10 protein-coding genes are annotated in these 13,443 nt (G+C 70.6%); 6 read left to right on the top strand and 4 right to left on the bottom strand.

Annotation, left to right across the window (positions count from 1 at the left end):
- Positions 1–18: 18 nt before the first annotated feature.
- On the top strand, positions 19–855 hold the full coding sequence (locus LG380_RS00785) for a kinase (protein ID WP_225763149.1): 837 nt from the start codon (positions 19–21) through the stop codon (positions 853–855).
- Here the strand turns inward: LG380_RS00785 and LG380_RS00780 are convergent.
- The gene (locus LG380_RS00780; protein WP_225763148.1) at positions 842–1,279 is read right to left on the bottom strand and encodes a hypothetical protein; all 438 of its coding nucleotides are present in this window, start codon (positions 1,277–1,279) and stop codon (positions 842–844) included. The genes LG380_RS00785 and LG380_RS00780 overlap by 14 nt on opposite strands.
- 69 nt (positions 1,280–1,348) lie before the next feature.
- Positions 1,349–1,552, bottom strand: coding sequence for a dodecin family protein (locus LG380_RS00775; protein ID WP_225763147.1), 204 nt, complete (start codon positions 1,550–1,552; stop codon positions 1,349–1,351).
- A gap of 91 nt (positions 1,553–1,643) precedes the next feature.
- Between LG380_RS00775 and LG380_RS00770 the strand changes: the two genes are divergently transcribed.
- From LG380_RS00770 to mdtD, 5 genes are all read left to right on the top strand, one after another.
- Positions 1,644–2,186, top strand: coding sequence for a shikimate kinase (locus tag LG380_RS00770; RefSeq protein WP_225763146.1), 543 nt, complete (start codon positions 1,644–1,646; stop codon positions 2,184–2,186).
- On the top strand, positions 2,183–3,292 hold the full coding sequence (aroB, locus tag LG380_RS00765) for a 3-dehydroquinate synthase (protein ID WP_225763145.1): 1,110 nt from the start codon (positions 2,183–2,185) through the stop codon (positions 3,290–3,292). Before LG380_RS00770 ends, aroB begins: the two co-directional genes overlap by 4 nt.
- A gap of 49 nt (positions 3,293–3,341) precedes the next feature.
- A complete protein-coding gene (locus LG380_RS00760; protein ID WP_225763144.1) occupies positions 3,342–3,593 on the top strand; it encodes a WGR domain-containing protein in 252 nt (83 codons plus the stop codon).
- 61 nt (positions 3,594–3,654) lie between these two features.
- On the top strand, positions 3,655–4,728 hold the full coding sequence (gene hemE, locus LG380_RS00755) for a uroporphyrinogen decarboxylase (protein ID WP_225763143.1): 1,074 nt from the start codon (positions 3,655–3,657) through the stop codon (positions 4,726–4,728).
- Positions 4,729–4,837: 109 nt separating this feature from the next.
- Positions 4,838–6,259, top strand: coding sequence for a multidrug transporter subunit MdtD (gene mdtD / locus LG380_RS00750; RefSeq protein WP_225766390.1), 1,422 nt, complete (start codon positions 4,838–4,840; stop codon positions 6,257–6,259).
- Positions 6,260–6,277: 18 nt separating this feature from the next.
- Here mdtD and LG380_RS00745 read toward each other — a convergent pair whose 3' ends face one another.
- On the bottom strand, positions 6,278–9,850 hold the full coding sequence (locus tag LG380_RS00745; RefSeq protein ID WP_225763142.1) for an ATP-binding protein: 3,573 nt from the start codon (positions 9,848–9,850) through the stop codon (positions 6,278–6,280).
- Positions 9,847–13,392 carry an ATP-binding protein gene (locus LG380_RS00740; protein WP_225763141.1) on the bottom strand — a complete coding sequence of 1,182 codons (3,546 nt, stop codon included), beginning with the start codon at positions 13,390–13,392 and terminating at the stop codon, positions 9,847–9,849. The genes LG380_RS00745 and LG380_RS00740 overlap by 4 nt, the downstream gene beginning before the upstream one ends.
- Between the last annotated feature and the right edge of the window lie 51 nt (positions 13,393–13,443).

Here is a 13,443-nt window from a genome sequence, read left to right as displayed (position 1 = left end):
TTGGGCTATTGTGGCCACATGTCCCCGCGCCCGCACGCCCCGCCCGCTTCCGGCTTTCCTATCGTCATTGTCGAAGCCGCGCTGGCCGATGCACTGGACGGCGGCAACCGCCCCGCCGTGCTTGCGATCAGCGGCCTGCAGGGCAGCGGCAAGTCCACCCTCGCCGCGCGGGTGGTGGCGCTGGCACGCCGGCGCGGGCTGCAGGCGGCCACGCTGTCGATCGACGATCTCTACCTGACCGCGGCGCAGCGCCGGCACCTGGCCGCCACCGTGCATCCGCTGCTGGCCACGCGCGGCCCGCCGGGCACCCATGACATCCCGCTCGCGCTGTCCGTGTTCGATGCGGTGCGGGCCGGGCGCCGGCTGCGCCTGCCGCGCTTTGACAAGCTCGCCGACGACCGCCTGCCCGAATCCGGGTGGACATCCGTCGTGGCACCGCTGGACCTGCTGGTGTTCGAAGGCTGGTTCCTCGGCACGCCAGCGCAGGCGCCGGGCGCGCTGGTCGAACCGATCAACGAACTGGAACGCGTGGACGACGGCGACGGTCGCTGGCGCCGCGGGTGCAACGATGCACTGGCTCGTGATTACCCGGCGCTGTGGGCACAGTGGGACCGGCTTTGGTTCCTGCAGCCGCCGGATTTCGACGTGGTGGTGCAGTGGCGCTGGCAGCAGGAACAGGCCCTGCGCAAGTCCGCTGCAAGGCCAGGCGGCATGGACCGGCAGCAGGTCGGCCGCTTCGTGCAGCACTTCGAGCGCGTCAGCCGCCAGGCGCTGCGCACCCTGCCCGGCCTGGCTGATCGCGTAGTGCCACTCGATGCCCGGCGGCAGGTCCCGGGTCAGGTCAACGACACCTGAGATAGGGCGACCCCTGCACCAGCGCGCGATGCGCCGGGCTCAATGGCGGCATGCCCGGATGCCCGTGGTCGGCGGCCTCCACCACCAGCACGCCCGGCTTCTCGCCGGCATTGAACACCAGCAGCAGCGGGTTCGGTCCGGACTCGCTGAACCACGGGAAGAACCACAGGCTGCTGCCCTCGTACGCCGGGCCGGCAAAGCTGGCGGCGTACTCGGGACGGTCGGCACGCAAGGCCTGCGTGCCGACCTCGAAACCAAACCCTGCCCGGTCCACGGTGATGCGCGGCGTTCGCGTGCAGTCACCTCCGGGCCCATAGCTGCCATGCAGCTGGCTGAACTCCTGCAGGCTGGAAAGCGTCACCGCCTGCACGCTGGATACCTGCATGCACAGGACCATACCCACCAGCCACCGTAACCACCGCATGCCGCTGCTCCGTCACTGCCTTGCCATGCAAACGTGGGGAGGCAGCCGTGACGGCCAGCCGGAAGGGTTTTACTCGACCAGGAAGGTGATGCGCAGGTTGACCCGCCACTCCTGGATATTGCCGGCGCCGTCGGTGACCACCTTGGTTTCGTTGATCCACGCACCCTGGATGCCCTTCACCGTTTCGGCCACTTTTCTCAGGCCGCTGCGCACGGCGTCCTCGACGCTGGTCTGGGACGAGGCATTGACTTCGATGACCTTGGCAACCGACATGGCGATCTCCTTGGGAACGCGGGAAATTCCGCGCAGCCATCATCGGAAGCGCCGTGTTAAGGCGCCGGCACGGGTGCTAGCATCGGTTGCGATGAATCCGGCCCCCAACCTCATACTCGTCGGCCCCATGGGCGCCGGAAAAAGCTGCATCGGGCGCCGCCTGGCCGAGCGCTTCACGCTGGAGTTCATCGACGCCGACCAGGCCATCGTCGAGGCCGCCGGCACCAGCATCAACACCATCTTCGAACATGTCGGCGAAGCCGGCTTCCGCCAGTACGAACGCCAGGTCCTGGCCGACCTGCTGCAGCGCAGCGGCATCCTGCTGTCCACCGGCGGTGGCGCGGTGCTGGATGCCGACAACCGCCGGCTGATCCGCGAACGCGGCTTCGTGGTCTACCTGCGCGTGAGCGTGGATTCGCAACTGCAGCGCCTGCAGCGCGACCGCACCCGGCCGCTGCTGCAGCGCCCGGACCGCGAGCAGGTGCTGCAGGCCATGGCCCGGCAGCGCGATCCGCTGTACCGCGAGGTGGCCGACCTGACCTTCAACACCGATACCTGCACGCCCACCGACGCGACCGCGCAGCTGGTGCTGCGGCTGGCCGCGCAGTGGCAGATGACGGAACTCCGCGCATGACCGCTCCCCCCTGCACCGTCGACGTCGGCGGTGAACGCCCCTACCGCATCCACATCGGCCCCGGCCTGCTAGGCGATGGCGCGCTGCTGGCCGACAGGATCCGCGGCCGCCATGTGCTGCTACTGACCGACAGCCACGTCGCGCCGCTGTACCTGGAGCAGGTGAAGCAGGCACTGCAGGCGGCGCGGCCCGGATTGAAGATCGGCCAGTTCGTGCTGCCGGCCGGCGAAGCGTCCAAGACCCTGGCCAGCTTCGGCGAGGCGATCACCGCCTTGGCCACGCTCGGAGCCACGCGCGATGCCTGCGTGCTGGCGCTGGGCGGCGGCGTGGTCGGCGACCTGGCCGGCTTTGCCGCAGCCTGCTGGATGCGCGGCGTGGACTGCGTGCAGCTGCCGACCACGCTGCTGTCGATGGTCGACTCCTCGGTTGGCGGCAAGACCGCAGTCGACATCCCGCAGGGCAAGAACCTGGTCGGCGCCTTCCATCCGCCGTGCGCTGTGATCGCCGATACCGACGCGCTGCGCACCCTGCCCGTGCGCGAGCTGCGTGCCGGACTGGCCGAGGTGATCAAGTACGGCGCGCTGGGCGATCCGGACTTCTTCCAGTGGCTGCAGCAACAGCGCGCGGCCCTGCTGGCCGGCGACAGCGTGGCGCTGGCCCAAGCCATCGCCCGCAGTTGCGAACACAAGGCGCGCATCGTCGAGCGCGACCCCCTGGAAAAGGGCGAACGCGCCCTGCTCAACCTCGGCCACACCTTCGGCCATGCCATCGAGACCGCCCAGGGTTACGGCGCCCCCGGCAGCGACAACCTCAACCATGGCGAGGCCGTGGCGGTGGGCATGGTGCTGGCCGCGCGGCTGTCGGCCCAGCTTGGCATGGCCCCAGCCGAAGACACCGAAGCCCTGCGCGGCCTGCTGCAGGACTTCGGCCTGCCGACCGCGATCCCGGCCGGGCTGGAGCCCGAGGCCCTGCTCGCGCACATGCGCCTGGACAAGAAGAACATCGCCGGGCGCCTGCGCCTGGTGCTGTGGCGTGGCATCGGCCGCGCCGAGATGGTCAGCGACGTGGACGAGGCGGCGGTGCTGGCCGTACTGGGCGAGGGCTGAGCGCGGCCCCCACCCCGCGCAAACGCCCGCACCGGCTACAATCCGGCCCATGCGCGTCTTCCTGCAACAGCCGCCCAGCGGCAATGAAAACCCACGTTATGTGCAGCTGACCCTGCAGCCGGACCTGCTCGGCGGCTGGGAGCTGCTGCGCGAGAGCGGCCAGGTCGGCGGGCGCATCCAGCTTCGCCGCGAACTGTACCTGCAGCGCAACGAGGCCACCGACGCCTTCGAGAAGGCACGCGACCAGCAGCTCAAGCGCGGCTTCCAGGTCATGTTCACCCATGGCGAGCAGCCGCGCTGACGGCGCCGTCAGAAACGTATTCACGGCGCGGCCTGGCCGCGTCGCTCCCGAGGAACCCATCGTGTCCAGCCCCCTCCGCAACGACCGTTTCCTGCGCGCCCTGCGCCGCGAGCCCGTGGACTGCACGCCGGTCTGGCTGATGCGCCAGGCCGGCCGCTACCTGCCGGAATACCGCGCCACCCGCGCCCGTGCCGGCAGCTTCCTGGGCATGGCCAAGAACCCGGAGATCGCCTGCGAGGTCACCCTGCAGCCGCTGGAGCGCTTTGACCTGGATGCGGCGATCCTGTTCTCCGACATCCTCACCGTGCCCGATGCAATGGGCCTGGGCCTGTACTTCGTCGAAGGCGAAGGCCCGAAGTTCCATAACCCGGTGCGCAGCACTGCCGACATCGCAAGACTTGCGGTGCCGGACATGGAGAGCGAGCTGGGCTACGTCACCGATGCGGTGCGGCTGATCCGTCGCGAACTGGACGGCAAGGTGCCGCTGATCGGCTTCTCCGGCAGCCCGTGGACGCTGGCCTGCTACATGGTCGAAGGCGGCGGCAGCAAGGACTTCGCCCGGATCAAGGCAATGGCGCTGAACGAGCCGGCCGCCCTGCACCGCCTGCTGGAAGTGACCACCGATGCGGTGATCGCCTACCTGGCCGCGCAGCGCGCCGCCGGTGCGCAGGCGCTGCAGGTGTTCGACACCTGGGGCGGCGTGCTGTCGCCGGTGATGTACCGCGAGTTCTCGCTGCGCTACCTGCAGCGCATTGCCGCCGAACTCGAGCGCGGTGAGGGCGACGAGCGTACCCCGCTGATCCTGTTCGGCAAGGGCACCGGCCAGTACGTGGACGAGCTGGCCGCCACCGGGACCGATGGCGTGGGCGTGGACTGGACCACCGGCCTGGATACCGCCGCGCGTGTGGCCGCCGGCCGCGTCGCGCTGCAGGGCAACCTCGACCCGACCACCCTGTACGGCGCGCCGGAGGCCATCCGTCGCGAGGTCGGCCGCGTGCTGGATGCCTACCGCGACGGCAATAACGGCTCGCGCGAGGGCCATGTATTCAACCTCGGCCACGGCATGTCGCCGGACATGAACCCGGAAAACGTCGCGGTGCTGGTGCAGGCCGTGCATGAGCTCAGCCGCCGCTGAGCAACCTGGCCGCGCCCTGCGCTGCCGCAGGCAGCTCTCCGTCGGCAGCCCCGACACGACGCGCACGGGGCCGTGACGATAATGCGGTCACGCCACCGTCGTGCCCGCCATGCCTGCCACCACGCCTGATCCCCGCCAGTACCTGAGCATCCGCCCGCTGCTGTGGCTGGTCGCGCTGGCGATCTTCATGCAGATGCTGGACTCGACCATCGTCAATACGGCGCTGCCGGCGATGGCCCGCAGCCTGGGCGAGAGCCCGCTGCAGATGCAGTCGGTGGTCTTCAGCTATGCGCTGGCGGTGGCGACCTTCATTCCCGCCTCGGGCTGGATTGCCGACCGCTTCGGCACCCGCCGTATCTTCCTGGTCGCGATCATCCTGTTCACCGTCGGCTCGCTGGCCTGCGCGCTGGCCCAGCAACTGCCGCAGCTGGTGGCCGCGCGCGTGCTGCAGGGTGTCGGCGGGGCGATGCTGCTGCCGGTCGGGCGGCTGGCGGTGATGCGATCGGTGCCGCGCGACCAGTTCCTGCGGGCGATGAGCTTCATCGCGATCCCGGCGCTGATCGGACCGCTGCTCGGTCCCACGCTGGGCGGCTGGCTGGTGGAGATCGCCTCCTGGCACTGGGTATTCCTGATCAACCTGCCAATCGGCGTGGTCGGCTGGATCGTGGCCACACGGGTCATGCCCGACCACCGCGCCCTGCAGCGCACCCGCTTTGACCTGGCCGGCTACCTGATGCTGGCCTTCGGCATGCTTGCGCTGTCGCTGGCACTGGATGGCATGTCCGCACTGGGCTCGCCGCGGGCGCTGGTGATCCTGCTGGCGGTAGGCGGGCTGGCGGCGCTGGCCGGTTACTGGCTGCATGCGGCCAACCATCCGGCACCGCTGTTCCCGCTGGCGCTGTTCAAGGTGGCCAGCTTCCGCATCGGCATCCTCGGCAACCTTTTCTCGCGCATCGGCAGCGGGGCGATGCCGATGCTGATCCCGCTGCTGTTCCAGGTCGGCCTGGGCATGAGCCCGCTGCACGCCGGCATGATGATGATCCCGGTGGCGCTGGCCGGCATGGCCTCCAAGCGCGGCGCCGTGGCACTGGTGCAGCGCTTTGGCTACCGCCGGATCCTGATGGTCAACACCGTGCTGGTCGGCCTGGCGATGGCCAGCTTCACCCTGATCACCGCACAGCAGCCGCTGGGCTGGCGCATCGTGCAGATGGCGCTGTTCGGCGCGGTGAACTCGCTGCAGTTCACCGTGATGAACACCGTGACCCTGCGCGACCTGGACCGCACCCAGGACAGCGCCGGCAACAGCCTGCTGTCGATGGTGATGATGCTGGCCGCCGGCTTCGGCGCGGCGACGGCCGGCAGCCTGCTGGCCGCGTTCGGCCAGCACCTCCCCGTGGGCCAGGACGCCCTGGCCGCGCTGCGCGCCACCTTCCTCAGCGTCGGCGGCATCACCCTGACTTCGACGCTGGTGTTCTGGCAGCTGGCCGACACCCGGCCCGAGCCGCGGCAGGTGGAGGAAGTGGCGGAGTGATGCGCGTGTCGCCGATCGTTACCCGCCTGGCGCCGGCTCGGAACCCGGCCCCGGCGCGCCCAGGTGCGGCATCAGCACCCGCGTCATCGCCTGGACCAGCATTTCGCCGGTGACCGGCTTGCGCAGGAAGCCATCGAAGCCGGCCTCGCGGGCATGCGGTTCGGCGTTGGCGTCCGAGCGCGCGGTGACCGCGATCAGCGGCATGTCGTAGCCCATCACCCGCAGTAGCCGGGCCAGGGCCAGGCCATCAAGGCCAGGCAGATCCAGGTCCAGCAGGCCGATGTCGAACTGCGAACCGGCGGCCTCGGCCAGTGCAGCCAGACCGTGCGCGGCATGCACGACCTCATGGCCGCGCTCACCCAGCAGGCCACTGATCACCGCGGCAATGGTCGGGTCGTCCTCGACCAGCAGGATGCGCAGCGGTGGCAACGGCGACAGCGGTCCGTCGGCGGCGCCATCGGCACGCCGTTGCGATTCCACCCACGGCAGCGGCAGTTCAACGGTGAAGTGGCTGCCGCGGCCAAGCGCGCTCTCGATGCTGATGCGCCCGCCCATCGCACCGGCCAGTTCCTGGCAGATCGCCAGGCCAAGCCCGCTGCCGCCGTACCGCGCCGTGGTGCGTGCGCCCTCGCCCTGCTCGAAACGCTGGAACAGGCGCTTCTGCTGTTCGCGGCTGATGCCCGGGCCAGTATCGATGATGTCAAAGCGCAGGCCGGTGTTGCCGGGCAGCGCCTGCACCTGCAACGACACGCTGCCGCGGGCGGTGAACTTGATCGCGTTGCCGAGCAGGTTGAGCAGGATCTGCCGCACCCGCATCGGATCGCCGCTGGCACTGATCCGCGGCGGCAGCTGGTTGTCCAGCAGGAAGCGCAGCCCGCGCTGCTGGGCCAGCGGCGCCATCAGTCCATGGACCTCGCCGATCAGCTGCTGCACGTCGAACGGCTGCTGTTCCAGCTCCAGTCGCCCGGCCTCGATGCGGGCCAGGTCCAGCGCGTCGTTGACCAGCCGCAGCAGGTGTTCGCCGGCGCGGCGGATTGATTCGGCGAAACCACGCTGGCGCTCGTCCAGCGGCGTGGCCAGCAGCAGTTCGCTCATGCCCAGCACGCCGGTCATCGGCGTGCGCACCTCGTGGCCGAGCGTGGCCAGGAAGCGGGTCTTGGCCAACGAGGCCTGCTCGGCGAGCTCCTGCTTGTGCAGCGCCAGCTGCAGGGCGGCACGGCGGCGCACGCGGCGCTGGTACAGATGGGCCAGCAGCCACGCCAGCAGCAGCCCGGCCACGATGAAGCCGGCGATGCCGCCTGCGCTTCGCCACCACGGCGGCAGCACGCGGAAGCGCAGCACCTGCACCGGCGACCACACGTGATCGGCGGTGCGCGCCTGGATCTCCAGTGCATGGCGCCCCGGCGGCAGCCGCGAGAACACGCGCTCGCCGGTCGCGCCCACGTCCACCCAGTCCGGGTCATATCCGGACAGCCGGAAGCGGTAGGTGTTGGCGCTGGAATCGGTGAAGGACAGCAGGCGCGCGACGATGTGCAGGTCGCGGTCGCCATCGTCCAGTTCCATCGGGGTGACGTTGGTCAGGTCCAAAACCTCCTCGCCACGACGCACCTCCACACGCTCGATCGCCAGCGGCGCCTGCCGCGTGGATGGACGCACCTGCGTCGGGTCGAACAGCACCAGGCCGTCGGGCGTGCCACCGGCGATCTGGCCGTCGCGCGACTGCACCAGGGTGCGGCGGCCGAACTCCTGGCTGGGCAGGCCGTCATGCACGCCATAGCGGCGCACCGCCTTGCTGGCCGGATCGATGCGGATCAGGCCACGCGAGCTGCTGGCCCAGGCCACGCCCGCCGTATCGACCACCAGGCCGCTGGCAGCCAGCGCCGGCAGGTCGCGCTCGATGCCGATGCGGTCCAGCAGGCGCAGCCGCTGCCCGTCCCACAGGTGCTGCTCCATCTGGCCCATGCCGACCAGCCACACCACTTGGGCGTCGGTAATGGCGAAGGTGTACAGGTGCCGCGCCGGCGAACCGGGGACCGGCATGAAGCGCCCGCTGGCCGGATCCCAACTGCGCAGGCCGGCACTGGTGGCCAGCCACGGCTGCTCCTCCGGCCCGCACAGCATGTCCTCCACCGCCAGGCCGACCTCCAGCCCGCTGGTGCCCGGCGCCAGGTGGCGCAGCACCCGGCCATCGCCATCGCGCAGCTGCATACCCCCGGTTTCCGAATAGATCCACACCTGGCCGCCGGCACAGGCGCGGATGATCTCGGCCTCCCCCGCCATCGCCGCCTCCGCGCTGGCATCAAGTGACCAGCGCCGCGTGGCGCCATCGCGCGGGTCGTAACGGACCAGGCCATCAACCGTGCCCAGCCATACCCTTCCGGCATGGTCCTCGGCCACCGCCAGTACCCACTTGTTGCCATCCACCGGCCTGAGGTGCTGCTCCACCCGGCCGGTGGCCGGGTCCAGCTTGTCCAGCGCGCCGCCGGTGCCGGTCACCCACAAGCCGCCATCGGTGGCCGGAGCGATCGCCAGCGCGTAGCCGTTGCGCAGCGAATCGGGCGCGTCCACGCGCCGGGTCAGCACCGAGAACTGTCGCCAGTTCGCAGGCAGGTGCCACAGCCCGGCATTGCTGCTGGCAAACCACAGCCCGCCCTCGCTGTCCTCGTAGCCGGTGGACCAGTTGGGCTTGACCAGGCCGCGCGCGACCGCGCTGTACAGCGGCACGTTGTCCACCCGGCCATCCCTGCCCCGGCCAAGCCCATCGCGGGTATCCAGCCAGAACACGCCGTCACGGCCGTGCACCAGCACGTTGAGCACCTTCTCCGGCGGGATGCCGCGCCACTCCGGCGCGCGGAAGCTGCCATCGGCATGGCGCATCACCGCGCCGCGGACCGTGGCCACCCACAGGTTGCCGTCGGCATCGAGCGAGAGGCCGTTGATCTTGGACATCGGCAGCTGTTCGTCGGGCACGCGCTCGAAGCCGCCGCCGGTCCAGCGCGCCAGGCCGTCCTTGGTGCCGACCCACAAGGCGCCATCCGGGGTCACCTGCAGGAACCCGACCGCGGCCGAGGGCAGGCTGCGCGGGTTGCCCGGCTCGGGCATGAAGCGGCGGATCTGGCCATCGGGCCCGAGCCGGTGCAGACCACCGGCCGAAGTACCGAACCAGATGCTGCCATCGGGGGTGGAGGTGATGGCCCACACCGTGTTGCTGCCGATCTGCGGGAAGGCGCTGCGGTCGTAGAAGCGGAAGTGGCGACGGTCCGAGGACAGCATCACCAGTCCGGCCGACTGGGTGCCGACCCACAGCTGGTTGCGCGCATCGACGTGCACGCTCCAGATCAGGTTGTCGCGCAGCCCGTCCTCCATGCGCCAGACCCGGAAACTGCGGCCGTCGAAGCGGGCCAGGCCATCGCGGCTGGCCAGCCACAGGTAGCCGAAGTGGTCCTCGGCAAAGCCGTTGATGCTGTTGGACGGCAGCCCGTCGGCCACGGTCACCTGGCGTGGCTGCGGCGTGGCCGGCACCTGCGCACGCGCCAGCGCCGGCACCAGCAGCAGTGCCAGGCACAGCAGCAACAGGCGCATCGCGGTCATGGCAGGACCTCGTCGGACGGCACGGCAGCAAGGGCGGCCGCGATTGCCGAGGCGAGCATGTCACCGGTCACCGGTTTGCGCAGGAAACCACTGAAGCCGGCCGAGCGCACCTGCTGTTCGGCATGGGCATCCGAGCGTGCGGTGACCGCCACCAGCGGGAAGTCATAGCCCAGCCCACGCAGCTGTGCGGCCAGCGCAAGACCGTCCAGCGCCGGCAGGTCCAGGTCGAGCAGGCCGACATCGAACGCGCCGGCGGCCACTTCGGACAGGGCCGCCAGTCCGTGCGCGGCATGCACCACGTGGTGGCCGCGTGCCCGCAGCAGGCCCAGCATCACCTCGGCCACGGTCGGATCGTCCTCGACCAGCAGCACCCGCAACGGCCGCGCCACGTCCGGCGTCTCCGCCGCGCGCGCACCCACCGCGCCGCTGCCTACCGACCAGGGCAGCGGCAGGCTGACGGTGAACACCGCGCCGGTCCCGGGCTGGCTGTCGATGGCGATGTGCCCGCCCATCGCCACGGCCAGCTCCTGGCAGATCGCCAGGCCCAGGCCGCTGCCGCCGTAACGCGAGGCGGTGCGCGGCCCCTCGGCCTGTTCGAAGCGCTGGAACAGCCGTGCCTGCTGCTGGGCGTTGATGCCCGGTCCGGTATCGCTGACCCGGAACTGCAGGCCACTGCCCTCTTCGAGCAGCTGCACGGCCAGGCCGACGTGGCCGCGCTCGGTGAACTTGATCGCGTTGCCGAGCAGGTTCATCAGCACCTGGCGGATGCGGGTGACATCGCCGCGCACGGTGATCGGTGCGGGCAGCTCGATTTCCTGCACGAAGCGCAGGCCGCGACGGCGGGCCAGTGGCATCATCAGCCCTACCACCTCACGCAGCAGGTGGTCCAGGTCGAAGTCGCGCTGTTCCAGCTCCAGCCTGCCGGCCTCGATGCGGGCCAGGTCCAGCGCATCGTTGACCAGCCGCAGCAGGTGGGTACCGGCCTGCTGGATCGCGCCGGCGTAGTTGCGCTGCAGCTCGTCCAGCGGCGTGGCCAGCAGCAGTTCGCTCATGCCCAGCACGCCGGTCATCGGCGTGCGCACCTCGTGGCCAAGCGTGGCCAGGAAATGGGTCTTGGCCTGCGAGGCCTGCTCGGCGACCTGCTGCTTGTGCAGGGCCATCTGCCATTCGCTGCGCCGCCGCAGGCGCATCCGGTAGCTGCGCAGCGCGGCCCACGCCGCCAGCAGCAGCACGAGGCCGGCGCAGGCCAGCGCGGCATGGCTGCGCCACCACGGTGGCAGTACTTCCAGTTCGAAACGCCGCGCCGGTGACCACGGGCCATCGCCCACCGCGCCCTGCACCTCCACCTGGTAGCGGCCGGCCGGCAGCCGCGACAGCGTGCGCTCGCCCTCGTGGCCCTGCTCCACCCAGTTCTGGTCATAGCCGCCGACACGGAAGCGGTAGCGGTTGCGTTGCGGATCGGCGTAGGACAACAGGCGTGCGGTGATGCGCAGGTCGCGGTCGTCCGGGCCAAGGCTGACCAGTCCCGGCAACGGGATCGCCTGCTCCTGCTCGGCATCGTCGCGGCGCACGTGCAGCCCGTCGATCACCAGTTGCGAAGCCGGCAATGCCAGCGCCGCGGCATCGGGATCGAACGCGACCAGGCCGGTGGCCGAGACCGCCAGCGCACGGCCAGCGCCATTGAGCGCCGGCGGACGCAGGGTGAACTCCACGTCCGGCAGGCCATCGCGTTCGCCATGCAGGCGCAGCATGCGGGTGCGCGGATCCCAGGACACCAGGCCGCGCGGCGTGGTCGCCCACAGCTGGCCGCTGCGGCCACGGACCAGGCCACCGATGGCCACCGCGGGCATGCCCTGCTCCGGGCCCACCCGTTCCACGAGCTTCCAGCCGCCATCGCCGCGCCGGTAATGCTCCAGCGCGCCATGCCGGGCCAGCCACATCGCGCCGTCATCGGCGAACAGCACGTCGTAGACCATTGCCCGGCCCACGCCGGGCACCGCGCTGAAACGCCCGTCGCGGGCGTGCAGCAGGCCGACCGCACCGGCCACCCACAGCCCGCCGTCGGCATCGACGTGCAGCTGTTCGACCAGGGTCTCGGGCAGGTCGTGCGACGGCCCGAAGGGAATGTCCTGCAACAGGCGACCATCGGCGGCGCGGTGCTGCAGGCCATAGTTGATCACCGACAGCCAGACGCTGCCGTCGCGCTGCGGGCGCAGCAGGTCCACGCGGCGTTGCGGGTCGCTGCCCACGCCCAGCTCGATCGACTGCAGCGGACCGGCAGGCGGAAGCACGTCCAGGCGCCCGGCCCGGCCCAGCCACAGCCCGCCGTCGCTCCGCCTTACCGCCGACCACACCGCGCTCTTGCCGACCTGCGGTTCGCCGGCCAGCTGCGACAGCCTGCCGGCACCGTCGAGGCGGTAGACGCCATGCGCGCCGGCGACCAGGAAGCCGTCGCCGTCGGCGCTGGCGTTGAGCAGGTACAGGCTTTCCAGCGGCTGTCCGTCGAGCTGGTACCAGGTGGAAAAACGCCGCCAGTCCGGAGGCAGATAGGCCAGGCCCTGGGTCAGCAGGGCCACCCACACGCCGCCTTCGTGGTCCTGCAGCAGGTCGAGCACGCCACTGCGCGCGGTGAGGAAGCCGCTGCCGCGATCGCCTTCCAGCAGGTCCAGGCGGCGGCCATCTCCGCGGAGCAGGCCATCGGCCGTGCCCATCCAGTAACCGCCGTGGCGGTCAGCCAGCACCATGCCGGCACGGGCCTGTGCCGCCTGTGGCCACGGCGCCGGCTGCGCGCGCCCCTGTGCATCGACGCGGTACAGCCCTTCCACGGTGCCGGCCCAGACCCCGCCGTCCTGCCCGTGGCTGAGTCGCAGCACGTTGGCATCGCCCAGCGTGTCGGCGGCAATACGCTCGAAGCGCTGTCCGTCCCAGCGCACGAGACCGGCAGCAGTTCCGATCCACAAGCGCTGCTGCGCATCCACCAGCAACGAATAGATGGTGTCGCTGGGCAGCGCATGCGGATCGGCCTCATCGGTCACATGGCGCTCGACGCGCCCGTCCTCGTGCAGCAGGCACAGTCCGCTGCCACTGCTGCCCACCCACAGTGCCTGTTGGGTGTAGGCCAGCGCCCAGACCTGTTCAGTGCAGGCCTGGCCCAGCGCAGGGAAATGGCGGAAACCGTTGCGGTCACTGCCCAGCATGCTCAGCCCGCCACCATTGCTGCCGACCCATACGCGATCGAGGGGGTCCACCAGCAGGGTTTCCAGCGTATTGCTCGGCAGCGAGGCCGGATCAGCGGGATCGTGCCGCCACACACGCAGGCTCACGCCGTCATAGCGCGCCAGGCCGTCGTCGGTGGCGGCCCACAGGTAGCCCTTCCGGTCTTCGGCCAGGGCCAGCACCATGCGCGAGGGCAACCCTTCGGCCGCGCCGAAGCGACGCATCCGCGGAGTCTCGGTCAGTCCTGCCGCGGCCGCCTGCACGGGCAGCCACAGCAACAGCAGGCCCAGCAATCCAGTGCCGGCACGTCTCCATCCCCACGTCATCGCTGCTGCATCTCCCTCGGAAACCCGCCTGCTCCCCGGCGGGGGATGGCA

Source organism: Stenotrophomonas sp. Marseille-Q4652, from assembly GCF_916618915.1.
Taxonomy (GTDB): domain Bacteria; phylum Pseudomonadota; class Gammaproteobacteria; order Xanthomonadales; family Xanthomonadaceae; genus Stenotrophomonas.
The sequence above is the reverse complement of the archived record's forward strand: the minus strand, read 5'-3'. Positions and strand labels throughout refer to the sequence as shown.